The sequence below is a fragment of the Oryzomonas rubra genome (assembly GCF_008369015.1).
In the GTDB taxonomy this organism is placed as follows: domain Bacteria; phylum Desulfobacterota; class Desulfuromonadia; order Geobacterales; family Pseudopelobacteraceae; genus Oryzomonas; species Oryzomonas japonica.
This window is the reverse complement of the sequence record NZ_SRSD01000005.1, coordinates 287,588-313,164: the sequence shown is the minus strand read 5'-3', so window position 1 is coordinate 313,164 and position 25,577 is coordinate 287,588. Positions and strand designations below refer to the sequence as shown.

20 protein-coding genes are annotated in these 25,577 nt (G+C 61.2%); 9 read left to right on the top strand and 11 right to left on the bottom strand.

Going from position 1 to position 25,577, the window contains the following annotated elements; all coding sequences use genetic code 11:
* Positions 1 to 3: 3 nt before the first annotated feature.
* The 3 genes from ET418_RS10385 to ET418_RS10375 all read left to right on the top strand — a co-directional run bounded on the left by ET418_RS10385 (position 4) and on the right by ET418_RS10375 (position 4,038).
* Positions 4 to 3,219 (top strand): efflux RND transporter permease subunit, encoded by a 3,216-nt coding sequence (locus tag ET418_RS10385; protein WP_149307533.1) that lies wholly within the window; start codon positions 4 to 6, stop codon positions 3,217 to 3,219.
* 80 nt (positions 3,220 to 3,299) lie between these two features.
* Positions 3,300 to 3,731 carry a C-GCAxxG-C-C family protein gene (locus tag ET418_RS10380; protein WP_149307532.1) on the top strand — a complete coding sequence of 144 codons (432 nt, stop codon included), beginning with the start codon at positions 3,300 to 3,302 and terminating at the stop codon, positions 3,729 to 3,731.
* A gap of 76 nt (positions 3,732 to 3,807) precedes the next feature.
* Positions 3,808 to 4,038, top strand: a complete 231-nt coding sequence (locus tag ET418_RS10375; protein WP_149307531.1) for a YgaP family membrane protein — start codon at positions 3,808 to 3,810, stop codon at positions 4,036 to 4,038.
* 140 nt (positions 4,039 to 4,178) lie between these two features.
* Here the strand turns inward: ET418_RS10375 and ET418_RS10370 are convergent, their stop codons facing one another.
* The 8 genes from ET418_RS10370 to ET418_RS10335 form a co-directional block, all read right to left on the bottom strand.
* Complete coding sequence (locus ET418_RS10370; RefSeq protein ID WP_149307530.1) at positions 4,179 to 4,976, bottom strand: NAD(+)--dinitrogen-reductase ADP-D-ribosyltransferase; 798 nt, start codon at positions 4,974 to 4,976, stop codon at positions 4,179 to 4,181.
* Between the two features lie 52 nt (positions 4,977 to 5,028).
* A complete protein-coding gene (locus ET418_RS10365) occupies positions 5,029 to 5,358 on the bottom strand; it encodes a NifB/NifX family molybdenum-iron cluster-binding protein (RefSeq protein WP_149307529.1) in 330 nt (109 codons plus the stop codon).
* A gap of 59 nt (positions 5,359 to 5,417) precedes the next feature.
* Positions 5,418 to 5,681 (bottom strand): ferredoxin III, nif-specific, encoded by a 264-nt coding sequence (gene fdxB / locus ET418_RS10360; RefSeq protein WP_149307528.1) that lies wholly within the window; start codon positions 5,679 to 5,681, stop codon positions 5,418 to 5,420.
* Positions 5,682 to 5,733: 52 nt separating this feature from the next.
* On the bottom strand, positions 5,734 to 6,120 hold the full coding sequence (nifX, locus tag ET418_RS10355) for a nitrogen fixation protein NifX (protein ID WP_149307527.1): 387 nt from the start codon (positions 6,118 to 6,120) through the stop codon (positions 5,734 to 5,736).
* Between the two features lie 217 nt (positions 6,121 to 6,337).
* On the bottom strand, positions 6,338 to 9,097 hold the full coding sequence (locus tag ET418_RS10350; protein WP_149307526.1) for a bifunctional nitrogenase iron-molybdenum cofactor biosynthesis protein NifEN: 2,760 nt from the start codon (positions 9,095 to 9,097) through the stop codon (positions 6,338 to 6,340).
* Between the two features lie 491 nt (positions 9,098 to 9,588).
* Positions 9,589 to 11,394: a translational GTPase TypA gene (typA, locus tag ET418_RS10345; RefSeq protein ID WP_149307525.1), complete on the bottom strand. Its 1,806-nt coding sequence runs from the start codon at positions 11,392 to 11,394 to the stop codon at positions 9,589 to 9,591.
* 188 nt (positions 11,395 to 11,582) lie between these two features.
* Entirely contained in the window at positions 11,583 to 11,987 is a 405-nt protein-coding gene (locus ET418_RS10340; protein ID WP_149307524.1) for a CoA-binding protein, read from the bottom strand.
* 19 nt (positions 11,988 to 12,006) lie between these two features.
* Entirely contained in the window at positions 12,007 to 13,263 is a 1,257-nt protein-coding gene (locus ET418_RS10335) for a glutamate-5-semialdehyde dehydrogenase (protein ID WP_149307523.1), read from the bottom strand.
* A 208-nt stretch (positions 13,264 to 13,471) separates the two neighbouring features.
* Here ET418_RS10335 and ET418_RS10330 point away from each other — a divergent pair, with 208 nt between their 5' ends.
* Positions 13,472 to 14,026: an Hsp20/alpha crystallin family protein gene (locus tag ET418_RS10330; RefSeq protein ID WP_149307522.1), complete on the top strand. Its 555-nt coding sequence runs from the start codon at positions 13,472 to 13,474 to the stop codon at positions 14,024 to 14,026.
* Positions 14,027 to 14,278: 252 nt separating this feature from the next.
* Here ET418_RS10330 and ET418_RS10325 read toward each other — a convergent pair whose 3' ends face one another.
* From ET418_RS10325 to ET418_RS10315, 3 genes are all read right to left on the bottom strand, one after another.
* Entirely contained in the window at positions 14,279 to 15,448 is a 1,170-nt protein-coding gene (locus ET418_RS10325) for a DegT/DnrJ/EryC1/StrS family aminotransferase (RefSeq protein ID WP_149307521.1), read from the bottom strand.
* A 156-nt stretch (positions 15,449 to 15,604) separates the two neighbouring features.
* A complete protein-coding gene (locus ET418_RS10320) occupies positions 15,605 to 17,332 on the bottom strand; it encodes a phospholipid carrier-dependent glycosyltransferase (RefSeq protein WP_246153018.1) in 1,728 nt (575 codons plus the stop codon).
* On the bottom strand, positions 17,329 to 18,564 hold the full coding sequence (locus ET418_RS10315) for a peptidase U32 family protein (RefSeq protein ID WP_149307520.1): 1,236 nt from the start codon (positions 18,562 to 18,564) through the stop codon (positions 17,329 to 17,331). Before ET418_RS10315 ends, ET418_RS10320 begins: the two co-directional genes overlap by 4 nt.
* Before the next feature lie 359 nt (positions 18,565 to 18,923).
* Between ET418_RS10315 and ybgF the strand changes: the two genes are divergently transcribed.
* From ybgF to trmFO, 5 genes are all read left to right on the top strand, one after another.
* Positions 18,924 to 19,637 (top strand): tol-pal system protein YbgF, encoded by a 714-nt coding sequence (ybgF, locus tag ET418_RS10310; protein WP_149307519.1) that lies wholly within the window; start codon positions 18,924 to 18,926, stop codon positions 19,635 to 19,637.
* A gap of 52 nt (positions 19,638 to 19,689) precedes the next feature.
* Entirely contained in the window at positions 19,690 to 20,697 is a 1,008-nt protein-coding gene (locus tag ET418_RS10305) for a LysM peptidoglycan-binding domain-containing protein (RefSeq protein ID WP_149307518.1), read from the top strand.
* Positions 20,698 to 20,784: 87 nt separating this feature from the next.
* Positions 20,785 to 21,879 carry a DNA-processing protein DprA gene (gene dprA, locus ET418_RS10300; RefSeq protein WP_149307517.1) on the top strand — a complete coding sequence of 365 codons (1,095 nt, stop codon included), beginning with the start codon at positions 20,785 to 20,787 and terminating at the stop codon, positions 21,877 to 21,879.
* Positions 21,880 to 21,949: 70 nt separating this feature from the next.
* Positions 21,950 to 24,274: a type I DNA topoisomerase gene (gene topA / locus ET418_RS10295; protein ID WP_149307516.1), complete on the top strand. Its 2,325-nt coding sequence runs from the start codon at positions 21,950 to 21,952 to the stop codon at positions 24,272 to 24,274.
* Positions 24,275 to 25,576 carry a methylenetetrahydrofolate--tRNA-(uracil(54)-C(5))-methyltransferase (FADH(2)-oxidizing) TrmFO gene (gene trmFO / locus ET418_RS10290; protein ID WP_149307515.1) on the top strand — a complete coding sequence of 434 codons (1,302 nt, stop codon included), beginning with the start codon at positions 24,275 to 24,277 and terminating at the stop codon, positions 25,574 to 25,576.
* Position 25,577: the final 1 nt, after the last annotated feature.

Genomic DNA, 25,577 nt, shown 5'->3' with positions numbered 1-25,577 from the left:
ACCATGGAACGTCTCGGCTTTGCCGGAAAAATAGCCCACGCCTTCATCGACTCCAAGCTGACGCCGCTGATCGTTGCCGCCTCGCTCCTTCTGGGCGTCTTTGCGGTCAAGATGACCCCACGGGAGGAAGAACCCCAGATCGTCGTGCCGATGGTGGACATCTACCTCCCCCTCCCCGGCTCCTCACCCCAGGAGGTGCAGGAGCGGGTGGTGAAGCCTTTCGAAGGCAAGCTCTGGGAGATCAAGGGGGTCGAATACCTCTACTCCATGAGCCGGCCCGGCATGGGGATCATTACGGTGCGCTTCCTGGTGGGGCAACCCATGGAGGAGTCGCTGGTCAAGCTCTACAACAAGGTCATGAGCAACCACGGCATCCTCCCGCCGGGAGCGGGGGAGCCGCTGGTGGTGCCGAAATCCATCGACGATGTCCCCATCATGGCCCTGACCCTCTGGTCCCCGCGCTATGATCACGCCACCCTCCGTACCCTGGCCCGGGAGATCTGCGATGACCTGAGGAAAGGTGACAATGCCGCCGAAACGGAGATCAAGGGCGGATTGACGCGTCAGGTGCGGGTGACCCTGGATGCCCCGCGACTGGCCGGCTATGGCCTCTCGCCCCTCCAGGTGGCGGCGGCCCTGCAAAAGGGTAACGCCGCGCTCGCCTCCGGCTCCTTCACCAGCGGCAACCGGGAGATGCTGGTGGAAACCGGCAATTTCCTGGAGAGTAGCGATGCGGTCAAGCGTCTGGTGGTCGGGGTGTACAATGGCAAACCGGTGTATCTGGCCGACGTGGCCCAAGTCTCTGACGGAGTGAAGGTCCCGGATACGTATGTCTTCATGGGATTGGGACCGGGGGCCCGTGCCAAAGGCCTGACCGGCAACCCGAACCAGGATTACGCCGCGGTGACCATTTCCATCGCCAAGCGCAAGGGGGCCAACGCGACCTGGGTGGCCGAGGACCTGTTGAAAAAGGTCGAGGCACTCAAGGGGAAAGTGATCCCATCGGATGTGCAGGTCACCGTAACCCGCAATTACGGCGAGACCGCCAAGGAGAAGAATAACGAACTCCTGTTCCACATGTTCCTGGCGGCGCTTTCGGTCACGATCCTGATCGCCCTGTTCATGGGGTGGCGGGCCGGAGCGGTGGCCGCCATCGCCATCCCGGTCACCCTGGCCCTGACCATGCTGATCTTCTACCTGATCGGCTACACGCTCAATCGTATCACCCTGTTCGCCCTGATCTTTTCCATCGGTATCCTGGTGGACGACGCCATCGTGGTGGTGGAGAACATCCATCGCTACTTCACCACCACGGTGCTCAAGCCGTTGGAGGCCGCCGTCCGCGCGGTGGACGAGATCGGAAACCCGACGGTGCTGGCCACCTTCGCGGTGATCGCTTCGATCCTGCCCATGGGCTTCGTAGGTGGGCTGATGGGACCGTACATGCGTCCCATCCCGGTGGGGGCCAGCATGGCCATGCTTTTCTCCATGCTGATCGCTTTTATCGTGACCCCCTACTTTGCCTACCGCTTTATGAAGGGGGAATCCCATTACGGTTCCAACGAGGCGCCCGAGGATTCGAAGCTGACCGCCTTTTACCGCAAGGGCATGGGAGCCCTGATCCATAACGTCACTCTGCGCCACAGCTTTCTGGCAGGTGTGGTGGTCCTCCTGCTGCTCTCCTGCTCGCTGATCTGGTTCAAGGCCGTTACGGTCAAGATGCTCCCCTTCGACAACAAGAACGAGTTGCAGGTGATCATCGATGCGCCGGACGGAACGCCGTTGGAGCAGACCGCCCGCATTACCCGCGAGATGGGGGATGCCCTGCGGGGCGTGCCCGAGGTCAGCGATTTCCAGCTCTACATCGGCACCAGCGCGCCCTTCAACTTCAACGGTCTGGTGCGCCACTACTACCTGCGCCGTGGGCCGAACCTGGCCGATATCCAGGTCAACCTGCTGCGCAAGGACGAGCGCAAAGACCAGTCCCATGCCATTGCCAAGCGCATTCGGCCCCTGTTGAAGGCGGTCGCCGACAAGTACGGGGCGCGGGTCAAGGTGGCCGAGATTCCCCCCGGACCACCGGTGCTCTCGACCCTGGTGGCCGAGGTCTATGGGCCGGACGACGCCAGCCGTGCGGGGGTTGCCGCCAAGGTCAAGGCGATCCTGGCCCGGACCGCCGGGGTGGTTGACGTGGACTGGTATCGGGAGGACGACCAGCAGAAGGTGACCCTCGCCGTTGACCGGGAAAAGGCCGCCCTGGCCGGCATCCCGGTGGAGGATGTGGCGCGGACGCTCAAGATCGCCCTGGGGGGGCAGGATGTGGGGTTGCTGCATCTGCCCCGGGAAAAGGAGCCGGTCACCATCAACCTGCGTCTGCCGGTCACCCAGAGAAGCTCCGTGGCCGACCTCGCGTCGATCTCCCTCCCCGGACCCAGGGGTAACGTACCGCTTTCCCAACTGGTGCGGGCCACCACGGGGGCCGAGGAAAAGACACTGTATCGCAAAAACCTGAAGAATGTCGTCTACGTGATCGGTGACGTGGCCGGCGAGATCGAGGCCCCGGTCTACGCCATCCTCAAGGTGCGCGACGAGATTGCCGCCCTGCCGACGCCGGACGGGGCAAAGATCGAGGTGCTGGCCTCGCGGCAGCCGTGGAGCGAGGAACACGTGGGCATGAAGTGGGACGGCGAGTGGCACATCACCTACGAGGTCTTCCGCGATCTGGGCATGGCCTTCGGCGCGGTGATGGTGCTGATCTACATCCTGGTGGTGGCCTGGTTCAAGGACTTTACCACCCCCCTGGTGATCATGGCCCCCATCCCCTTGACCCTGATCGGCATCCTGCCGGGGCACGCCCTGTTCGGGGCGTTCTTCACCGCCACCTCCATGATCGGCTTCATCGCCCTGGCCGGCATCATCGTACGCAACTCCATCATCCTCATCGACTTCGCCGAGATGAAGCGCCGGGAGGGGATGCCCCTGGACGAGGCCATCATCGAGGCCGGCGCGGTACGCTTCCGCCCCATGCTCCTGACCGGCGCGGCCGTGGTGGTGGGGAGCTTCGTGATCGTCTTCGATCCGATCTTCCAGGGACTGGCCATCGCCATGATGTGCGGCGAGATCGCCTCCACGACCCTGTCCCGGGTGACCATACCGGTCCTGTACTATCTGGTGCAGAGCTGGAAGGAACGGCATAACGGTAAGAAGCAAGAGGCATGACGACACAGGGGTGACAGAGCAGGGGGGCCACGGTGCCCGCATCCTGTCCATCCCCATACCAACGTACGAGAGAGGATTTCATGTTCTGGTCGAAAAGCACACAACCATCGCCGGGAGGGGTGGAACTGTCCGAACAATGTCGGAGCGAGGCCGAGGCGCTGTACCGCTCGGGAAAATATCATTGCGCCGAGGCGGTGCTGGCGGTGGTCAGGAACCATTTCCGCCCCGACCTGCCCGAGGAGGTGGTGCAGATGGCCAGCGGTTTCGGCGGCGGCTCCGGCTCCGGCTGCATCTGCGGCGCCGTCTCCGGCGCCACCGTGGGACTGGGGCTGGTGTTGAAGGAAGATAAGAAGCAGATCACCCATATTACCCGCGAACTGCATACCTGGTTCAAGGGAAAGTATGGCGTAACCTGCTGCAAGACCATCCGCGCCACCAACGACAAGGGTATCTGCCCGGTATTGACGGGGGAGGTGGCGGGGAAGATAGCGGAGATGTTGGCAAAAAGGTAGAAGCGGGCAATTTGCGCTTCCGGAGGATGGAATGCTTGTGAGTGTTCCGTCGCAGAGAAACAGAGGAGAAATGCACATGAAAGAAGAATATTACGTCGAACGGGTGGTCCGCATCATTGCCGGGTCATTCATCATCGTCTCGTTGCTGCTGGCCCATTTCCATTCGCCCTACTGGCTCTGGTTCACCGGCTTTGTCGGCCTCAACCTATTCCAGTCCGGCTTTACCCAGTTCTGCCCCCTGTTCACGATCCTGGGGAAGATGGGGGTGCCGCGGTTTCCCAAGGGATGTTGCCCGCCGCGGGACTAGCAGGCTGTTGAAAAACCCAGGTTGTTCAAAAATAGTTAGATCGTCGCACCCGCAGAAGGCCCTGAGGAGGCGTAGCAGGGCTACGCCGCACGAAAGGGCCTTCGAGGACGGCGACGAGATGGCTGTTTTTCAACAACCTCCTACAGCGTGCACATCACCTGGCGGACCCGGTATTCGCCGCCGATGATCAGATACTCTCCCTCCCCCTTCATGATGCTGCCGGGCAGCAGGTCGTTGTAAAAGAAGATCTTGCTGAGCGGCACCTCGACCCGCCACACCGTGGAGCCGAACTCCCAGGCCCGCTCCTCGTCCGAGGTGAATGAGACCAGGTTGTTCAGGCGGACGATCTGCTCGCGTTTTCCGATCTGCTCCAGCACGCTGTGTTCATTGGCATCGTAGGTGCCCCGGTAGAGGGGGATGGTGGGGGTTGCGGGGTACTTGCGGACCAGCTCGAACTGGCAGTACTCGTAGAGCAGGTCCAGTTGGGACTGGATGGCGTTGGTGCGGGCGCTCCCCTTCATGACATCCACCGAAAAATCGAAATATGCCTCGCTGTGGATGTCGGAAATCCTGGCGCGGTGGAAGGTGGGGGTGATGCCCATGCGGCTCTCTACCCAGCGTTTGAGCACCGCCCCCTCTATGGAGTTGGAATCCATCATCCAGCCGCGCAGGAAACGCAGGTAGCTGTTCTTGATGCTTTTGCGGGCGGTGTCGGTGGCCTGGTCCTGCCAGTTGTGGAGCTGAAACTTGACCGACATGAAGTCGTTGAAGATCAGGGCGCGCTCCTCCTGGGAGGAGATGGAGGCCAGCTTCTCGAACAGGAAACGGTTGCCCTCCTTGACGCCCTGAATCTCCAGCGGTTGGGGATTGTCGTTGAAGTGGCGCGAGGCGATAACCCACGGCGGCAGGTTGCAGTAGTTGAATGAACCGTTTTCCACAGGTTATCACCTCATTGTGAAAGGTTACTCTCTCGAACGGATGGATACTAGGCTACAGTATCTTTGCCAGTTCCACCAGCGTGGCTTTAATGGGGCCGGATACCGCGAAAGCGGTAATCCCCAGTTTTTCCAGCTCACCCTGGGGGTGCTCGCCCATCTGGGCCGTCACCACCGCCCGGCATCCCTGGAGGGCGTCGGCAATCCCTCTCAGGGCGTGGCCGCGCAGCGGGTTCTCCGGATCAAAGCTACAGTAGCGCTCCACCCTCTTCTCATCGACCAGTTTGGCCTCGTCCTGTTCCACGTCATAGATCAAAAAACGCTCGGCATGGCCGAAGTGCTGGTTGATTTCCTTGCCGTCCTTGGATGCGACTGCGATGAGCATACCACCTCCTTGCCGCAATCCGGCAGAATTTTCAAATCCGCCGAATCCCGACCGGTCTTCTACAGTGAAACCGGCTCAAAGGTAAAGCACTTCTTGGAACAGGTGCGGCCGCACGCCTGGCAGCCGATGCAGTTGCCGTCGTTCTCGATCTTCATGAACATCTTGGCCGAGTCGTCCTCGTCCAGTTCCTCGAAGGCCAGGACGTCGTGGGCGCAGACCTTGAAACAGCGTCCGCAGCCGATACAGAGCTCTTCGTCGATGGACTTGATGAATTGGGGGGTCCATTCCTGTTTGTTCTTTGTCAGGGCGGTGATGTAAGACATGGTTCTTTCCTCCGTTATGATTGTGTGGTGTGGCGCGTGTCCTGCGGGTACATCAATCCTCTAAAAACGAGGTGGCCTGTTCCTTGTTCATCGCCTTTCTGATCCATGGCGGCGGGTTGCCGCGCAGCACTTCCTGAAGCCGTTCGACGGTCTCCTTCAGGCTGACTTCGGAGCCGGTTTTCATGGGGTGGATCTTCTTGGCAACCAGTTTGGCCGCCGCCGGGCCGCCGATCTGCATGGTATAGACGATGGCGCAGTCGGCGATGGCGCTGGCCCGGGCCATGATGCGGTCCTCCTCGTCTTCGGCCGTGGTGATGGCGCTGACGGTCGTGAGGAACTCCGCCTCGTCCGGGCCGACCTCCCAGATGTGGAAGCTCTGGCACTGGCCGAAGTGCTGATCGATCATCTCGCCGGTTGAAGTGGTGAATGCTATTTTCATGGTTGACTCCTTTGCTGAAAAACTTTCCAACAGGGGAAATGCAGTTCACCACAAAGACACAAAGGACACAAAGCTGCACAAAGAATGATTTCAGTTAGTTGTATGGCAATTTCACAACTGGGGGGACTCAACTTCGAGAGAATGCCCTTTCATCGGTAACTCTGTGAATCCTTTGTGCTCTTTGTGTCTTTGTGGTGAATAACTGTCGTTCTCAGGTCTAATTATGCGCCACCCGCAGCGCTTCCTTGGCATTGGCCTGGAACAGGGTGGCTACCTCGAAGACCAGATTCATGGTTCCCCGGTAGCCGACCCAGACCTTCTGGTGGGCGCCCAGGCGATCGAAGACCGGCACTCCCGCCCGCAGGTGTGCCCCGATCTTGAGCTTGCCGGCTGCCTGGCGGCCGTTGGAGTTGGCCACCAGCAGATCGACACCCGCGGCCGCCTCTTCCAGGTCCTCCAGGTCGCCCACGGCGACGTTTGCGCTCGGCAGGGCGTCCAGCCCCCTGGTGCGGGTAGCGCTGAGGGCCGCCTGGATTTCGCATCCCATGCCGCTCAGGAAGGTGGTCAGCGCCTTGAGGTTGTCCGACTCCAGGGCAAGGGCCACCTTCTTGGTGCCGAACTGGTAGTGGCTGTCGAGCATGGCGTCCATGAGGCGGCTCCGCCAGCGGCGGTGCTTTTCCGGGATGGGGAGCCCGGCGATGGCGCTGAGCGTCTCCATGAAGCGGTCGGTCTCGGCCAGTCCGGTCAGGGAGTTGAATCCATAGGCCGGGATGCCGAATCGCTCGTTGAGTTTCAGGCCGGCCTTGGCCAGGGAGTCGCCGATATACAGGGTCGCGACGCTTCGGCCCGCCGTGCGGATAGCGTCCACCGTAATACCGCCGGTGGAGAGAGGCGAAACCACATCGTCAACGTGCCCGTCCATGGCATTGGCGATGTCCGGGATGGTCAGCACCGTCAGGCCGAAGGACTCGACCAACTCCTTGATCTCTTCCACGTCGGCGGGCGTGAGGTGCGCGCCCGGCAGCAGGTTGACCTGCCGCTCCACGGCCGGGCCCGCTTCCGGCAGGGTTGCGAGGATCGCTTCCACGGTGGCGGCGTATCCTTCCTGGAGGGAACCGCAGTAGTCGGGGGTGGATGCCCATACAATCGGCACGCTGGCGCAATCGGGATTTTCCTGGCGGAAGTGGACGATGGCGCTCTGCACGTCGTCACCCATGGTTTCGGTCAGGCCGGAGGTCATGATGCCCACCACCTCGGGCTTGAACTTTTCGATCACCCGCTTGATGCCCTTCTTGAGGTTTTCCCAGCCGCCGAAGATAGCCGTTTCCTCGCTCATGGTGGTGGAGTTGAGGGCGATGGACTCCTTGTAATGCCGCGACAGTTGCAGGCGGATGAACGTGGAACACCCCTGGGCGCCGTGCAGCAGTCCCAGCATATTGTCGATCCCCAGATAGGCCATGGTTGCACCCAGTGCCGGGGAATTCTTCTGCGGGTTGACCGTGGCGCATTTTGTGGAAACCTTGACCCGGGAGGCCGAGAGGTCCTCGGCCAGGAACGTGGCGGCGTGACCCGCAGCCGCGGCAACATCGGCGGAGAGTTCGTCATCGCTCTTTTCCCACGGCGCCGGGGCGTTCACCACCGGCCAGATCGGGTTGTTGACCGTCAGGTCGAGCTGGCGGGCAAAGGTCACCATACCCTCGTAACCGGCGTAGGGGTGGGAACGGCCATGGTTGATGTCCAGAAACGGCGTCTTGGTCTTGAGCGCCAGATACTTTGTTTTGCCGCCGGCCACGATCAGGTCCGGCATCTTTTCGGCCATGACCCCCAGGAGCCCCGCGGTGGAGGTGTCCTCGATAATCTTGGCGTCCTTGTGCATCAGGCTTTTCATACGGTAGAAGTCTTCCAGGGTCGAGTTCTGGGTGCCGGCCGCCAGGATTTCGACGCCCAGTTCCCGCAGGGAGTTGACCATGGACCAGGTCTTGACGCCGCCGGTGAACAGCACGGCCCGCTTCCCCTCCAGCCGGGCGCGATAGGGGGCGATGCGCTGGCGGCACAGCTCCTCTTCCTCGGCCAGGAGCTGTTCCACCCGGTCCTGCATGGTCCGCTTCTCCAGGCCGTTGACCGCATTGTCCAGTTCGCGGGCGATGTCCCTGAGCGCCTTGGCCGTATCGGTCATGCCGTAAAAGGACTCTTCCAGGTAGGGCATGCCGTAGGTTTTCTGCATCTTCTTGGCCAGGTTGGTCAGGGACTTGGAGCAGATAATGATGTTGAGCTTCGCCCGGTGGGCGTAGCGCAACTCCTCGAATTTGGCGTCCCCGCTGATACAGGAGAGGATCTGGATGCCCAGGCGGTTGAAGAGCGGCATCATGCCCCACAGGTCGCCGGCGATGTTGTACTCGCCGATCAGATTGATGGGATAGTCACCCAGCACCGGTGGCTCGGCCGTGCCGACGACATATTTGAACAGTATTTCGCCGGCCAGCCGGTTGCCGATGTTTTTGTCGCCGATAAAGCCGGGGGTATTGACCGGGATGATCGGGATAGTTGTCTTCTCCGAGGCGGCCTTGCAGACCGCCTCCACGTCGTCGCCGGTCATGGCGGTCACGCAGGTGGCGTAGACGAACATGGCGTTGGCCTGTCCCTTGTAACGCTCCGCCAGGTCCAGAATGGCCTTGTAAAGCTTCTTCTCGCCGCCGAAGATGACGTCGTTTTCCAGTATCTCGGTCGTGAAGCCCCGCCGGAAGAGCTGTGACCCGGAAGAACGGGCGCCGCGGTTATCCCAGGAGTTGCCGGCGCAGGCGATGGGGCCGTGCACCAGATGGATCACATCGGTAATCGGCATCAATACGACACGGGCGCCGTCGTAGGCGCAGGAGCGTTCGGTGCCTTCGCCGGGTTCGGATTTCTTGCAGAACTTCGGCGCGCCCTTGTCGTGGGTTTCGCAGTCGGTTGTGTCGTACCAGTCGGGCTTTGCCATGATGTCCCTCACCTCTCTCTGGGCAAACCTGTCGGCCCCCAATAAAAAAGGCGCGCCATTTCGGTAAATGGTTGGCGCCTTTGCCAATTATCTTCCCCTGTTTCGGTTATGCATGTCTGTTTTTCAGGTATGCAGGCACTTTGCATGTGGTATGCCAAACTAATTGTTGTAGCAATATCGAATCGTTATGTTTGGAGGTGGGGCGAAGGGAGGTCTATACGGGATGTGGCTGCTGTTTTTTTGTGCACCGAAGCGCCGCGGGAGAGCAGGGGGAGGTGCCGGCGATGACTAAGATGTGGGCATTTGCGTTCGCAACTCCAGCGGGAGAGGGGCTGTTCCCGGTGCGCCGGTGCCACAACCGTCACCAGGGTCGTTGGCCGACGCCGCAGCATGCCTGTCGGCAGACGGTGGCCTCGCCCGGCCGCAGATACAAAAAAACGGGATGGAATCAGCCGATTCCATCCCGCAGATATTTGAAAGGTACCGGGCAGTTAGCCCTTTGAGGCCCGTTTCCGTTTGGTCGGGTCCAGTTCCTTCTTGCGCATGCGGATCGAGAGCGGGGTGACCTCCACCAATTCATCGTCGTCGATGAATTCCAGGGCCTGCTCCAGGGTCAGGATGCGCGGCGGTATCAGCTTGATGGCGTCGTCCGTGCCGGAGGCGCGCACGTTGGTCAGCTTTTTCCCTTTGCAGGGGTTGACGTCCAGGTCGTTGTCCTTGGCGTGCTGGCCAATGATCATGCCGCCGTAGACTTCTACCCCGGCTCCGATGAAGAGGGTGCCGCGGGGTTGGAGGGCGTCCAGGGAGTAGGCGGTCGTCTCGCCGTGCTCCATGGCCATCAGCACGCCGTTCTTGCGGCCCGGGATGTCACCCTTGTAGGGTGCGTATTCGTGGAAGGTGTGGGTCATGACCGCCGTGCCGCGGGTATCGGTCAGTACTTCGCCCCGCAGGCCGATCAGGCCGCGGGCCGGGACGATGAACTCCAGGCGCACCATGTCGCCCATGGGGCTCATGGCCGCCATTTCACCCTTGCGCGGTCCCATCTTCTCGATGATGGCGCCCTGGAATTCGGAGGCCACGTCAACCACCAGGTATTCCATCGGCTCCATCTTCTGGCCGTCCTTCTCGCGGATGATGACCTCCGGTTTGGACACGGCCAGCTCGAAGCCTTCGCGGCGCATATTCTCGATCAGGATCGACAGGTGCAGCTCGCCACGGCCCGAAACCTTCAGGGTGTCCGGGGAGTCGGTATCTTCCACTCGCAAGGATACGTTGGTGCGCAACTCTTTGGTCAGGCGCTCCCGGATGTTGCGCGAGGTGACCCATTTCCCTTCCCGGCCGGCAAAGGGGGAAGCGTTGACCATGAAGTTCATGGCCAGGGTCGGTTCGTCGATGGAGACATAGGGGACGGCGATGGGGTTCTCCGCCGAGGCCAGGGTCTCGCCGATGCTGATCTCGTCGAAGCCGGCCACGGTAACGATATCGCCGGTTTCCGCCACGCTGATTTCCACCTGTTTCAGCCCTTCGTACCCCAGCAGTTTGGTTATGCGTCCCCGCTGGATCGTGCCGTCCTGTTTGATCATGGCGACGGTCTCGCCGGAGGAGACGCCGCCGTTGAAGATGCGGCCGGTGGCCATGCGTCCGATGTAGTCATTGTAGTCGATGTTGGCCACCAGCATCTGGAAGGGGGCCTTGGCATCTCCCTGGGGGGGGCGGACATTGCTCTCGATCACGGCGAAGAGCGGTTCCATGCTGCTGGAATCGGCACTGACGTCCAATTTGGCGTAGCCCATCTTGGCGCTGGTGTAGACTACCGGGAATTCCAGTTGCTCGTCGCTGGCGTTCAATTCGCAGAACAGGTCGAAGACCATGTTCAGCACCTCGTCCGGCCGGCTGCCGGGACGGTCGATCTTGTTGATAACCACGATCGGCTTCAGTCCCAGGTCAAGGGACTTCTTGAGTACGAAGCGGGTCTGGGGCATGGGGCCGTCCAGGGCGTCGACCAGCAGGAGTACCGAATCGACCATCTTCAGGACGCGTTCCACCTCGCCGCCAAAGTCGGCGTGGCCCGGGGTATCCACAATATTGATCTTGTAGCGGCCATGGTGGATGGAGAGGTTTTTGGCCAGAATGGTGATGCCGCGTTCTTTCTCCAGGTCGTTGGAATCCATGACGCGTTCGGTGATGGCCTCGTTCTCCCGATAGACGCCGGAATGGCGCAGCATGGCGTCGACCAATGTGGTCTTGCCATGGTCGACGTGTGCGATGATGGCGATATTTCTGATACGTTCCTGCATGGTAAAACTCCTAATCTTTCAAAATAAAAGGACGGGCATACGCCCGTCCAGATTAACTCCTATTACTATGTCAGCTTTTCAGGCCGCTGGCAAGCAAATATCGTGTAACAATTCATTATGCCGGATATTTCGCGTCTCTGTGGCGTTGAAAATAGACTCAGGCCGGTTTTAAACGTCCGCATTCCGGGTTAGTGGTCATGGTACCCCAGCACCACCAGCAGGCAACTCCCGTCGGCAATGACATTGATGTGCCGCTGCCGGCAGAAGGCCACCGCCTCGGGGTGCTCCGCCCCCGGCTGCATCCAGATGTTCTCGATCCCTCTCTCCAGGGCCATGGGCACAAGCTGGGCGGTTACCTCGGGCGGGGTGATCATGGAGATGCTCTTGACCTGGGGTGGAAGATCGTTGATGGCGGCAACGCAGGCAACCCCTTCGATCTCCTTTTCATTGGGGTTGACCGGTATGGTCTCGTAGCCGTGCTGCAGGTAGCAGCGCAGCACCTTGTTGCCGTATTTGGAGCGATTCTTCGATGCCCCCACAACCCCGAAGGCCGGCGAGGCGAGGAATGTGTCGATCTGTTGTTGAGCGGTCATGTTCGGCTCTTTTCTCCGGTCAAGCCCGGACCTGCCCGTCGCCGTAGACGATGAACTTGGTGGTGGTCAGATCCTCCAACCCCATGGGGCCGAAGGAGTGCAGCTTGGTGGTGGAGATGCCGATCTCGGCCCCCAGGCCGAGCTGGCCGCCGTCGGCGAAGCGGGTCGAGGCGTTGACCAGCACGCAGGACGAGTTGACCTCGCGGATGAAGCGCTGGGCCCGGCCGTAGTCGCTGGTGACGATGGCTTCGGTGTGCAGGGAGCCGTAACGGTTGATGTGGTCGATGGCCGCATCCATGTCGTCCACCACCCGGCAGGCGAGGATCAGTTCCAGGTATTCCGCATGCCAATCCTCCTCGGTGGCAGGCGTGGCCGAGGGGGCATACCGCCGGAAGGCTTCGTCGCCGCGCAGTTCCACCTGGAGCCCTTCCAGGGTGGCGGCGATGCGGGGGATGAAGGCGGCCGCCACATCCTTGTGGATCAGGAGGGTTTCCAGGGCATTGCAGACGCCCGGGCGCTGCACCTTGGCATTGACGACGATCTTTTCGGCCTTGTCGAAATCGGCCGTGGCATCCACAAAGACGTGGCAGACCCCCTTGTAGTGCTTGATGACCGGGATGCGCGAGTTCTCCGAGACAAAGCGGATCAGGCTCTCGCCCCCCCGGGGGATGATCAGGTCGATGGACTCTTCCTGTTTGAGCATCTCCAGCACCCCTTCCCGTTCGGTAAAGGGGAGCACCGCCAGGGCCGCCGGCGGGATGTTCATGTCGGCCATGACCCGGGTCAGGATTGCGGCGATGGCCAGGTTGGAGTGGATCGCCTCCGATCCGCCCCTGAGGATTACGGCGTTTCCTGCCTTGAGGCAGAGGGCGGCCGCATCGGCGGTCACGTTGGGGCGGGCCTCGTAGATGATGCCGATCACCCCCAGCGGGATGCGCATCTTGCCCACCATCAGGTCGTTGGGGCGCTTGCGCATCCCGGTGATCTCACCCACCGGATCGGGCAGGGCGGCCACCTCGCGCAGGGCGGCGGCAATGGCGGCTATCCGCTTTTCATCCAGCATCAGGCGGTCGAGCATGGCGGCGGAGAGCCCTTTCCGGCGCCCCGACTCCAGGTCTTTGCCGTTTTCGGCGATGATCCCGGCCGTGTCCCCTTCCAGGGCATCGGCCATCCGCAACAGCATGTCGTTCTTGGCGGTGGTGGACAGACGCGCCGTAACCAGCGAAGCCTGACGAGCCTCCACGGCGATTTGTCTGATCTGTTCGGCAATACTCATAATTGGTTTCTCCTGCGGCCACGATCCCGGGCCCAGTAGTATCGGCATGGTGTCAGTTTACGCAAAAAGTCCCCATCCTTCAAGATAATTAAGGGGTTCACCCGTCACCGCCGGGTGTCCGGAGTAATTGTAATGATATTGACCTGCATTTTCAAAGTGGTATAATTATGTCGTAGGTGACTATGGTGTACAAAGGAGGTGCATGGTCATGAGAGGCACGACACATCTCAGATCTGTACGGGACACCGGTGAAACCACAACGGTGCCGGTAACGGCGGAGCATGTGCCCGAAACACGGGGGAGTTGGCTCGAAACCACACGGCTTCCCAGCCTGATCGACGACATGGAACGGATGATGAATGAGATGTTCCGGCGCCCGTTCTTTGAAACGGGCATGGCACCGTTCAGGGGTTTCCTGCACGACATGGGGCGCGAAGGGATGTCGCCATCGGTGGATGTCTTCGAGGACGCCGGCACTATCGTCGTCAAGGCCGATTTGCCGGGTCTGACAAAGAACGACATCACGGTGAAGCTGATTGACAACATGCTTGAAATCAGCGGCGAGAAGAAGACCGAGGAAAAGATCGACACGCGTGATTACCTGAGGCTTGAACGTGGCTACGGCAAATTCAGCAGAACCTTGCGGTTGCCGGAAGGGCTGGACGCCGACAAGGTGATCGCCAAGTTCGACGGGGGGGTTCTGGAGATCAGGGTCCCCAAAGTGGAGGACAAGCGGGTGGTGAAGAATATCGCCATTAAATGACGATACCAGCCATGAGAAGGTGCAACAGACGCGGGGCGGCGCAAAATGCTGCCCCGTTTTTTTACGTCCCTGAATCCGTGACGCTTCCATGCCTTGTTTGTCCGGAAGGCCTCAGTCTTTGCCTTTAGATACCGGCAACCCGACGGAGGACCGGCAGGGTGGGTGGCTCGCCACGACAGGGGCGGCGTGCGGGCCCCGGCTCTTCCGGTCAAAGCGGCATTCCGGCGTCACGGATTCAGGACGCCCTCCGGCTTACCGGGTGCAGCGGTGGGCCGCAATCACCGCTTTCACCGCCGTCACGACGTCGGCGGCATCCTCTTTCGTCATCTTGGGGAAGAGCGGCAGGGAGAGTATCCGCTCCGAGGCATAGGTGGCCACCGGCAGGTCGCTGTCGGCTATGCCCAGGTGGTCGCGATAGTAGGGATGGTGGTGGATGGCCTTGTAGTGTAGCCCGCTGCCGATGTTGTGCTTCTTCAACTCCGCCATGAACTGGTCGCGGTCGATGTCAAGTTTTTCGATCCTGACCAGCGGCGTGTAGAGGTGCCAGGCGTGGCGCTGGTCATAGGGGGCATAGGCGGGCAGCGCCAACTCGGCGACGTCGGCGAACTCCCGGTTGTAATAGGTCGCGATCTCGGTCCGCTTTTGGATGAAGTTGTCCAGTTTGGGGAGTTGGTGGATGCCGATGGCGGCCTGGATATCCATCATGTTGTATTTGAAGCCTGGCAGGAGGATGTCGTAGTTGGGGGTGCCGCTGGCGGCAAAGCGCTTCCAGGCCTCGCGGCTCATGCCGTGGAATTTGAGCAGGGAGATCTCCTCGGCCAACGCCTCGTCGGCCGTGCAGACCATGCCCCCCTCGCCGGTGGTGATGTTTTTGTTGGGGTGGAAGGAAAAAATGGAGATGGAGTCCAGGGAGCCGATGCGTCGCCCTTTGTATTCGGTGCCTGCGGCGTGGGCCGCGTCCTCGATGACGGTCAGGTTGTGTTCCCGGGCCAGGGCGAAGATAGGGTCCATGTCGCAGGACTGGCCGGCAAAGTGCACCGGGATGACGGCCCGGGTGCGGGGGGTAATCTTTTCCCTGATCCTGGCCGGATCGATATTGAGGGTGCCGGGTTCGATGTCCGCCAATACCGGCGTGGCGCCGCAGAGGATGATCATGCTGACCGTGGAGGCGAAGGTCATGGGGGTGGTGATGATCTCGTCCCCCTCCTTGATGCCGAGGGCCAGCAGGGTCACGTGCAGGCCGGCGGTGGCCGAGCTCAGGGGGATGGCGTAGGGAGCCCCCACATAGGCCTTGAAAGCCTCCTCGAAACGCTTGACCTTGGGGCCGGTGGTGATCCAGCCGGATTTGAGGGAGTCGACGACCTCGTTGATCTCGGCATCTTCGATGGTGGGGGTGGAAAAGGGGAGAAAGGTTTCGCGCATATTGTGGTACTCCTTTAAGAGGCAGTTGAAAAACTCAGGTTGTTCAAAAATAGTCAGATCGTCGCACCCGCAGAAGGCCCTGCGGAGGCGTAGCAGGGCTACGCCGCACGAAAGGGCTTTCGAGGATGGCGGCGAGATGGCTGTTTTTCAACAACCTTACCGGTTCGATATCAGCCGCCGCCGGCCCGATTCTCCCATAATTCGCGGGGCGGGGTGGAGCAGCGGAAGCAGGCGGTCCAGTTCGCCCTTTTTGAGGATGATCAGCACCGGGGTATCGCTCTCCCACATCCGCAGCAACGCCTGCTGGTCGGGAAACCAGGCGGATTGATCCCCCTGTTTGCTGCCGAACTCCAGTTCGTCCAGTTTATCGGTGACCATGATCCGACGCTGGGTGTACCAGGAGACCCCCTGCTGGGGACCGAAGGTCACGATGCGTGTTTGCGGTCCGGCCAGGGAACGGGCTTGCAGCGCCAGGGGGCGGGAGGATTCGGCCTGGGCGATGGGCACCATTATCAATCGCGGGATGAAAATTACAAGCAGAAAGGAGCAGAGGCAGAGCGTAACCACCATGCGGTGCGGGTTACTGCCCGCAAAGACCATGGCGGCTATCCCCTGTATCAGAAACAGTGCTGCGATGAACGTGCCTCCCGCTGCGGTCACCGCCGGGGCGTTGTTGATGAACTGGTGCAGCGGGTCGCTCAGCCTCGGCAGAACTCCGGCAAGCAGGTCGGCCAGCTCGGGAAGGCGGGCATAGGCCAGGGCCGCGATGCCCAGAATGGTCAGGGTCATGCCCAGCAGAATGGAGGCCAGCTTGAGCTCTCGTCCCTGGCCATCCAGCACCCGGTCGATGCGGTTGGCGATCAGGATGGCCAAGGGCGGAAAGATCGGCAGGATGTAGGGGACCAGCTTGGAGTTGGACTTGGAGAAGAACAGGAAGATCAGCACCGTCCAGATCAGGAGGTAGAGCCCGGCCTGGCTGTCGTCGTGATGGCGGTCGCGCCAAGCCCGTTTCAGGGCTCCGGGGATGAAGAACGACCAAGGGAGCAGGGTTGCCGCCAGGACCGGTAGAAAAAACCAGAACGGCTGATAGCGGCCATGCACGGTGCTGGTGAAGCGTTCAAAGTGCTCGTGGATGAAAAAAAAGCGGGCGAATTCGGGATTCCGCAGGGACACCACCACGAACCAGGGAGCGGCCAGAGCCAGGAACAGTGTCAGGCCGGTGGGGATGCGCATCTCGCCGAGCAGTTTCCAACGTCCGCTCAACAAAAGGTAAAAGAAGATGATGCCGGCCGGGAAAACTATGCCGATCAACCCCTTGGCCAGCACCGCAAGGGCGCAGAACAGATAGAAAGCGTACCAGGGCCCCGCAGTGCTGCGACGCCCCTCGCGCTGGCTGGCTATGATAAAGGCCCCCAGCGCTGCCGTGAGGCAGAAGGTCAGCAGCATATCGGTCAGGATGATACGCGACTGGAGCACGAAACCTGCCGCAGTCCCCAGGATCGCCGCCGCAATCAGGGCCGTGCGCCGGCCGTAAAGACGTCGGGCGATGATATAGGTTGCCAGCATGGTCAGCAGGCCGCACAGTGCCGACGGGAAGCGGGCGGCCTGCTCGGTGAGGCCGGAGAGCTTGAGGGAAACGGCGTTCAGCCAGTACAACAGCGGTGGCTTCTCAAAATATTTGACGTAATTGAGGGTCGGGGTGACGAAATCCCCCTGCTCCACCATCTCCCGGGGGATCTCCGCATAGCGTCCTTCATCGGGATCGATCAGCGGCAATCCTCCCAGAAACTGGAAAAAGGGGATACCCAGGACAAAGGCTAGGATCACCATGTCCCGCAGCCAGCCGCTCCCCCCGTCGTGGACGTACCCCTTCAGGTCCCTCACGGCGTTTCCCCCTTTGCCCGGCGCACGAGGTCAAAGGGCTCGACCGCAAAGGGGGGGGCAAGGAGAATTCGCTGGTTTGGGTTGGCGGTATCGGCCTCGACGGAATCGCCTTCCGGCGTCAGGACCCTCATGCCCTTTACCGTAAACCAGCCCGCCCGCATGCCCGGACCGATGAACTCCAGTTCGTCACCCGAGCGGATGCGGTTGCGCACCCCGATCACGACCTCGCCGTCGGCGCGTGCCGTTTCCACCAGACCGACGAACTCGTGGCTGCGGATGTAGGCCGCGTGATATTCCTGCCCCACGTTGCGAGGAGCGCCGAAGAGAAAACCGGTGGTATACCCCCGGTGACTCAGTTTGGCCAACTCCTCCAGCCATTCGGGCCGGCAGTGCCAGTCGGACGGGTTTGCACGGTACTCGTCCAGCGCTTGGCGGTAGACCCGCAGCACCGAGGCCACATAATTGATCCCCTTCATGCGTCCCTCGATCTTGAGTGCGGCAACCCCGCTCTGCACCAGTGCCGGCAAATGCTCCAGCAGACAGAGATCCCGGGAATTGAAGATGAAGGTGCCATTCTCGTCCTCCACCACCGGGAAGTATTCGCCGGGGCGGGTTTCCTCCACCAGATGATAGCTCCAGCGGCAGGGGTGGGCGCATTCCCCCTGATTGGCGTCGCGGCCCGCCATGGCGCTGGAGATCAGACAGCGGCCCGAATAGGAGATGCACAGGGCGCCGTGGACAAAGGCTTCGAATTCCATCTCCGGGACGTGGGCGATGGTCTCATTGATGGCGTCCAGGCTCATCTCCCGCGCCAGGTTGATCCGCCTGACCCCCTGGCTGGCCCAGAACCGGGCGCTCTGCCAGTTGATGGTGTTGGCCTGGGTGGAGAGGTGCAGTTCGCGTTGGGGGGAGATGGTGCGCACCATGGCCATGACGCCCGGGTCGGCCACGATGTAGGCGTCGAAGGGAAACGGCGCCGTCTGGCGGAGAAATTCTTCGAGCCGGGGCAGTGCATCGTTGTGGAGGTAGCTGTTGACCGTCAGGTATGCCTTCACCCCGTGGCTGTGGCAATAGTCCAGGGCTGCCGGCATCTCCTCGATGTCGAAGTTGTCCGACAGATTGCGCAGCCCGAAGGAGCGCCCGCCCAAATAGACGGCATCGGCGCCGTAATGGACGGCGATCTTGAGTTTTTCCATGTTGCCGGCCGGAGCCAGAAGTTCGGGGGTGTTCACGGATGGTTCCCGTCGTGATGTGATGTGGTGGCTGCATGCGTGGAAAGAAAATGCTAACATATTCTGCCCGTTAATTAAACCAAGAAAAACGGTTGGCCGCAGTTTGTCCGGAACCACCAAGAATACGACGAAAAGGCAGTCCATACTATAACAAGTGGTTTTTGCCCCGGCAGAGCGTGAATAGCGGCATAAGCGACTCCTCTTTCCCGTAACGGGCAAAAAGAGGCCGTCGGTCGGAGTTTCATTCTTCTGCTTGACGGCTCCCGCCGCCTTTCCTCTGGTCGAAAAGCCAGCTTTCGCTTGACAAACGAAAGTTTATAGCTTTAATTTATGAAAAAATCCTGACATTTGGAGGAATTATGCCATCCGGCATCCGGTGGGCCGTATGCGTTGCCGCTTCTCTCGCGCTGGCCGGTTGTGCGTCGAACGACCTCATGGTCAAACGCCAGACCGAGACCGAGGCGAAGGTCGAACATCTCATCCAGTCCGACAAAAGGGCCGAACAGCGTATGAATGAGTTGTCCGGCCAGGTCCAGTCCCAGGAAGATCAGGCCAAGGCCGTTAGCGCCCAACTCAAGCAGCTTCAGGACACCATCAGGGAATTGCGGACCGCCCAGGATGAACTCAAGGCGCGCATCTCGCTGCAGGCGGCGCCCAAGATCGAGGTCATCAATCAGGAGGCCGCCTCCAAGGGCAAGGATTATGGGCCTCCTTCCGACTATGTCAGGGCGTTCGGCCTCTATAGCGCCAACAGCTTTCCGGCCGCTATCGAGGCGTTTGAAGCGTTTCTCAAAAACGACCCCAAAAGCGGCTATGCCGCCAACGCCGTCTATTGGATCGGCGAATGCCACTATAGCCTGTCCGCGCTTCCCAAGGCGCGCGACGCCTTCCAAAAGGTTGTGGACGATTACCCCAAAAGCGCCAAGGCCCCGGATGCACTTCTGAAGCTGGGGTATACTCTGGCGGCCATGGGTGAGAAGGATAAGGCTACCGTCGCCTATGAACGCCTGATCAAGGCCTATCCCGGCAGCCCGGTAGCGGCCAAGGCGCGGGAGCGACTGACCGCCAATTAAGAGCTTGTAGCGTTTCCCGCTGTTTACTCTTTCAGGAACGACCGAGGTGCGTATGAGAATCAGACTTGCCATGCTGTTGTTTACCGTAGCGCTTTTCGTGCCCGGCCTGGCCCTGGCCGCGGATGAGGAGCCGACCATCTACGTCATAAAGCAGGGTGATACCCTCTGGGGCCTGTCCGACCGCTTTATCAAAAGCCCTCGCTACTGGCCGAACATGTGGTCCAGGAACAGCCAAATCACTAATCCGCACCTGATCTATCCGGGGCAAAAGGTTCGGGTATTCTCCGACCGGCTGGAATTCGAGCCCAGGGAACAGGCCGCACCGGCAGCTCAAAAGGCGGCGGCTCAGGCGGAAACCATGGCCGAGGTGGTTGCCGAACGCACCTATAGTGTGCGGGGGAGTGAAGGCTTTCTGATGGAGACCGACGCCAAGCCGGCCGGTTTTGTCGTCGCCATGCACCATGACCGTATCGTGGCCGGGGACGACGATATCGTCTACACCGATATTGGAAAGGCGCAAGGCGCGAAAGGAGGGGAAAAGTTTTCGGTCTACCGGAAGGAGGGGACCGTCAGCCACCCCGTCACAAGCGAGATCATGGGCACCAAGGTAATTCCGCTGGGAACGCTGCAATTGACCGACCTGGAGCAAAAGGCCTCGCGCGCCATCATTACCAAGACCTATCAGGAAATCTCCCCCGGCTCCTACCTTATGCCGTATCGCGACGACAAACGCCGGGAGGTCTCCCTCAAGATGCCGACCAGGGAGTTGAAAGGGTATATCGTCGAGAGCTACAGCGGGACTGAGATCATCGCCGCCGGCGACATCGTCTACATCGACCTGGGAAGCGCCCAGGGAGCCGAGGCAGGCAATATGCTCTATATTGTCCGCGATGTGACCCTTGACCGAAAATACGTCGAGGGGCGTATCGAGCGCTTGCCCCAGGAGTTGCTGGGGGCATTGGTCATTCTGGAAACCGGTAGAAGAACGGCGACCGCGTTGGTGGTCAAAAGTATCGATGCGATCTATAAGGGCGACAAGCTCGTCAGCCTGACAAAATAGGGATGAACGCACCACACGAGACCGGCCGGGAGGCCGGTCTTTTTTTTCTCTCATGTCCGCGGGAGCGGCGACTGGAGGGTGTGGGATATGGAAGAATTCTACTGGCTGGGTCTCAAGGCGGTGCCCGGCATCGGCAATGTCACCTTTCGACGCCTGCTGGAACGTTTCGACGCCCCCGGGGCGGCGCTCTCCGCATCGCCGTCGGAGTTGGCGGGTGTCAGGGGGATGACCCCGGCCGTGGTTGGAGCGATCAGGGAAGGGAGCTGGAAGCGCTTTGCCGACGAGGAGTGCCGCCGGCTGGCGGGAAGTGGCGCGCGGCTGGTCACGTTCGTCTCGGCCGACTACCCAAAGTCCCTGTTCGAGATCCCCGATCCGCCCCCCTTTCTGTACGTGCGGGGCGAGCTGCGTAGTAGCGAATTGGCCGTGGCGATCGTCGGCTCACGCCGGGCGACCTCCCACGGGCTCATGGCCACGGGACGTCTCGCCGAGGCGTTGGCCGGGCATGGCGTGGCCGTGATATCGGGCATGGCGCGCGGGATCGATACCGCGGCCCACAAGGGGGCGCTCCAGGGTGGCGGCAGAACCGTCGGCGTCTTGGGATGCGGCATCGACAAGGTGTATCCGCCCGAAAACCGCACGCTCTTCGAGGCGGTGTCCGAAACGGGGTGTCTGGTGTCGGAGTTTTCCCTGGGGGCGTTGCCGCTGGCGGAGAACTTTCCCCGCCGCAACCGGATTATCAGCGGGCTGTCCCGCGGCGTGCTGGTGGTGGAGGCTGCCGAAAACAGCGGCTCCCTGATCACCGCCCAGTATGCCCTTGAACACGGCCGCGACGTCTTTGCCGTTCCCGGCAACATTTCCTTTGCCGCCTGCCGCGGCAGTAACCGTCTGATCAAGCAGGGGGCCAAACTCGTTGACTGCGTGGAGGATATCCTGGAGGAACTGCCCGGTCCCCTGGCCCTGAACGGGGAGCGTGCCCCGGAGCAGGCCGTCGCACGAACCTTCAGCCTGACCCCCAGGGAAGCCGCCGTATATGAGCTCCTGGCCCGTTCGCCACTGCACATCGACGACATCATCGCCCAAACGGAATTGACAGCCGGAGAGGTTTCCTCTATGTTACTGCACCTTGAGCTCAAGGGGGCGATAACACCGCTGCCGGGCAAGCATTTTGCCGTAGCAGGGTAATGGTGAAGCAGGCTACGGGCCTCTCCCCCGCGCGCTGAATTATTATTAATTATCTCAGAAGGATGCATTTATGTCGCAGAATCTCGTTATCGTAGAATCGCCCGCCAAGGCGAAGACCATAGAGAAGTTCCTGGGCAAGGATTACAAGGTCTTGGCCTCTTTCGGCCATGTACGGGCCTTGCCCAGCAAACAGGGCTCGGTGGATATCGGGAACGATTTCGAACCCAAATATCATGTGCTGCCCGAGAGCAAAAAACACCTCGACGCCATCAAAAAGGCCCTCAAGGAGTCCGACCGACTGCTTCTCGCAACTGACCCCGACCGTGAGGGAGAGGCCATTTCCTGGCATCTGCTGGCGGCCCTGGGGCTGGACAAAAAGAAGAATCCGGGCATCGAGATCCAGCGCGTCGTGTTCCACGAGATCACCAAGGATGCCATCATCCATGCCGTGGAGCATCCCCGCGCCATTGCCGCCGAACTGGTGGACGCCCAGCAAGCCCGTTCGGTGCTGGATTACCTGGTCGGTTTCAACCTTTCCCCCTTCCTGTGGAAGAAGATCCGTTACGGCCTTTCGGCCGGCAGGGTTCAATCGGTGGCCCTGCGCCTGGTCTGCGAACGGGAAAAGGAAATCCAGGCCTTTGTCGAGCAGGAATACTGGACCATAGCGGCCCGCCTGGGGGTTGCACCGGGGCAGGAGTTCAAGGCCGGCCTGGTGGCGGTGGGCGGCAAGAAGCTGGGCAAGTTCGACATCCCCGGCGAAGAGGTGGCGACCGGTCTGAAAGCGGCCCTCCAGTCGGGCAGCTACCGGGTCGACAAGATCACCAAGACCGAGAAAAAACGCACCCCGGCACCGCCGTTCACCACCTCGACCCTCCAGCAGGAAGCCTCCCGCAAGCTGGGCTTTTCGGCAAAGAAGACCATGTCCACGGCCCAGAAGCTCTACGAGGGGATCGACATCGGCGAGGGGGGCACGGTCGGTCTGATCACCTACATGCGTACCGATAGCGTTAATCTCTCCAACCAGGCCCTTCTGGAGGCCCACGACGTCATCTCTGCCGCCTACGGCCCGGAATACGCCCTGGCCAAGCCTCGTCTTTACCGAACCAAGACCAAGAACGCCCAGGAGGCCCATGAGGCCATCCGGCCGACTTATATCTCCAAGACCCCGGCCGAGTTGAAGAAGTTCTTGACCCCCGATCTGCACAAGCTGTACGAACTGATCTGGAAACGCACCGTGGCCTGCCAGATGGCCGAGGCGCTGCTGGATCAGACCTCGGTGGACATTGCGGCGGACCTTGCCGCGCCCCCCGCCGCCGGCCCGTTCAGCGGAGCCCGGCAGGCCGGTCTGCGCGCCAGCGGCACGGTGATCCGGTTTCCGGGTTTCATGAAGCTCTATATCGAGGGGCTGGACGATCAGGACGAGGAAAAGGAAGGGCTGTTGCCCGCCATGGCTGAAGGTGTCTCCCTCAAACAGCACGAGATCATCCCGGAACAGCATTTCACCCAGCCGCCGCCGCGCTACACCGAGGCCACCCTGGTCAAGACCTTGGAGGAGTACGGCATCGGCCGCCCATCCACCTATGCCTCGATCATGAACACCCTGGTGGAGCGCAAGTATACCCGCCTGGACAAGAAACGCTTCTTCCCCGAGGATGTGGGCATGGTGGTGAACGACCTGCTGACGGCCCATTTCGCGCGCTACGTGGACTACAATTTTACCGCCGGCCTGGAGGAGGAACTGGACCAGGTCTCCCGGGGCGAAAAACAGTGGAAGCCGCTCCTGAAGGAGTTCTGGGAGCCGTTCTCCACCCTGCTCAAGCAGAAGGAGGGGGAGGTTAACAAGTCCGACCTGACCACTGAGGCCATGGACGAGGCCTGCCCCGAATGCGGCAAGCCGTTGGTGGTCAAGCTGGGCAAGCGGGGCAAGTTCATCGCCTGTTCCGGCTTCCAGGAGGGGTGCAAATACACTCGCAACATCGATGCGGAAAAAGGTGCCGAATCGGCGGAGCCGGTCCTGTCCGACGAGAAGTGCGAAAAATGCGGCCAGCCGATGCTGATCAAGGACGGTCGCTACGGCAAGTACCTGGCCTGTTCCGGATATCCGGCCTGCAAGAACATCCAGCCGCTGGTCAAGCCCCGGGGCACCGGTGTGGTCTGTCCTGAGTGCAAGGAAGGGGAGTTGACCGAAAAGAAATCCCGCTACGGCAAGATGTTCTACTCCTGCAACCGCTATCCCCAGTGCAAGTTTGCCCTGTGGGACCTGCCGGTGGAACGGAAATGCCCCAAATGCGGCTTCCCGTTGCTGGTGAAGAAGATCAGCAAGCGCGAGGGGGAGTACGTCAAGTGCCCCAAGGAAGGGTGCGATTTCAAAGAGGGCGGCAAGGAAGCGAAATAATTGGAAACTCTTACCATCATCGGAGCGGGTCTGGCAGGTTGCGAAGCGGCGTGGCAGGCGGCGCAGCGCGGTGTTTCCGTCGTCCTCCACGAGATGAAGCCCGAGCGTTTCTCCCCGGCCCACCATCTGGCGGGCCTGGCGGAGTTGGTCTGTTCCAACTCCCTGCGGGGGGACTCCCTTGAAAACGCCGTGGGGCTCCTCAAGGAGGAGTTGCGGCGCAGCGGCTCCCTGACCATGGAGGCTGCCGAAGCCACCCGCGTCCCGGCCGGCGGCGCACTGGCTGTGGACCGGCAACTCTTCTCCGACTATATCACCGCGAAGATCGCTGCACACCCCCTGATCCGCCTGGAGCGGGGCGAGGTTACCGACCTGCCCGCCGCCGGTACCGTGGTCATCGCCTCAGGCCCCCTGACCAGCGATGCCCTGGCGGAACCGCTGGCCCGCTTGACCGGCGACCGGCTGTACTTCTACGACGCCATCGCCCCCATCGTTGCCGCCGACTCCCTCGACATGACCACGATCTTCGCCGCCTCACGTTACGGCAAGGGGGACGGGGACGATTATCTCAACTGCCCCATGAACGAGGCGGAGTACCTGCGGTTCGTGGATGAACTGGTCAGAGGGGAAAAGGTTCCGCCGCGGGATTTCGAGAAGATCGTCCACTTCGAGGGGTGCATGCCGGTTGAGGAGATGGCGGAGCGGGGCGTGGAAACGCTCCGGTTCGGCCCGATGAAGCCGGTGGGGTTGAGCGATCCCCGCACGGGTGTCGAGCCCCACGCCGTGATCCAACTCAGGGCCGAGAACCGGGAACGGACCATGTTCAATCTGGTAGGCTTCCAGACCAAGCTGACCTGGCCGGAGCAGCGGCGCATCTTCCGTATGATTCCGGGACTGGAGCGGGCTGAGTTTGTCCGGCTGGGCTCCCTGCACCGCAATACCTTCATCAATGCCCCGGCCCTGCTGTTGGCGACCCAGCAGCTCAAAAGCGACCCCCGCATCATCTTTGCCGGCCAGATCACCGGGGTGGAGGGGTATGTGGAATCGGCGGCCAGCGGCTTCCTGGCCGGCATAAACGCCGCATGTCTCCAACAGGGACGCCCCCTGCCGGTGCCCCCCGCCGAAACGGCCCTGGGGGCGCTGGTGCATCACATCACCAACGCCGACGTGCGTCACTTCCAGCCCATGAACGTCAATTACGGACTGTTCCCCGAGCTTGCGGGGCGGGTGAAGAAGAAGGAAAAACGTCAGAAACTGGCGGAACGCGCACTGGAGAAGCTTGAGGATTGGCGCGCCGGTTTGTAGG

Bases quoted from the DNA above. Each gene is read 5' to 3' on its own strand.
- ET418_RS10330 (WP_149307522.1), top strand. From the start codon at position 13,472: ATGAGAGGCACGACACATCTCAGATCTGTACGGGACACCGGTGAAACC.
- fdxB (WP_149307528.1), bottom strand. From the start codon at position 5,681: ATGTCTTACATCACCGCCCTGACAAAGAACAAACAGGAATGGACCCCC.
- ET418_RS10385 (WP_149307533.1), top strand. From the start codon at position 4: ATGGAACGTCTCGGCTTTGCCGGAAAAATAGCCCACGCCTTCATCGAC.
- ET418_RS10340 (WP_149307524.1), bottom strand. From the start codon at position 11,987: ATGACCGCTCAACAACAGATCGACACATTCCTCGCCTCGCCGGCCTTC.
- ET418_RS10380 (WP_149307532.1), top strand. From the start codon at position 3,300: ATGTTCTGGTCGAAAAGCACACAACCATCGCCGGGAGGGGTGGAACTG.
- ET418_RS10375 (WP_149307531.1), top strand. From the start codon at position 3,808: ATGAAAGAAGAATATTACGTCGAACGGGTGGTCCGCATCATTGCCGGG.
- ET418_RS10365 (WP_149307529.1), bottom strand. From the start codon at position 5,358: ATGCTCATCGCAGTCGCATCCAAGGACGGCAAGGAAATCAACCAGCAC.
- nifX (WP_149307527.1), bottom strand. From the start codon at position 6,120: ATGAAAATAGCATTCACCACTTCAACCGGCGAGATGATCGATCAGCAC.
- ET418_RS10335 (WP_149307523.1), bottom strand. From the start codon at position 13,263: ATGAGTATTGCCGAACAGATCAGACAAATCGCCGTGGAGGCTCGTCAG.
- ET418_RS10350 (WP_149307526.1), bottom strand. From the start codon at position 9,097: ATGGCAAAGCCCGACTGGTACGACACAACCGACTGCGAAACCCACGAC.
- typA (WP_149307525.1), bottom strand. From the start codon at position 11,394: ATGCAGGAACGTATCAGAAATATCGCCATCATCGCACACGTCGACCAT.
- ET418_RS10325 (WP_149307521.1), bottom strand. From the start codon at position 15,448: ATGCGCGAAACCTTTCTCCCCTTTTCCACCCCCACCATCGAAGATGCC.
- ET418_RS10305 (WP_149307518.1), top strand. From the start codon at position 19,690: ATGAGAATCAGACTTGCCATGCTGTTGTTTACCGTAGCGCTTTTCGTG.
- ybgF (WP_149307519.1), top strand. From the start codon at position 18,924: ATGCCATCCGGCATCCGGTGGGCCGTATGCGTTGCCGCTTCTCTCGCG.
- dprA (WP_149307517.1), top strand. From the start codon at position 20,785: ATGGAAGAATTCTACTGGCTGGGTCTCAAGGCGGTGCCCGGCATCGGC.
- topA (WP_149307516.1), top strand. From the start codon at position 21,950: ATGTCGCAGAATCTCGTTATCGTAGAATCGCCCGCCAAGGCGAAGACC.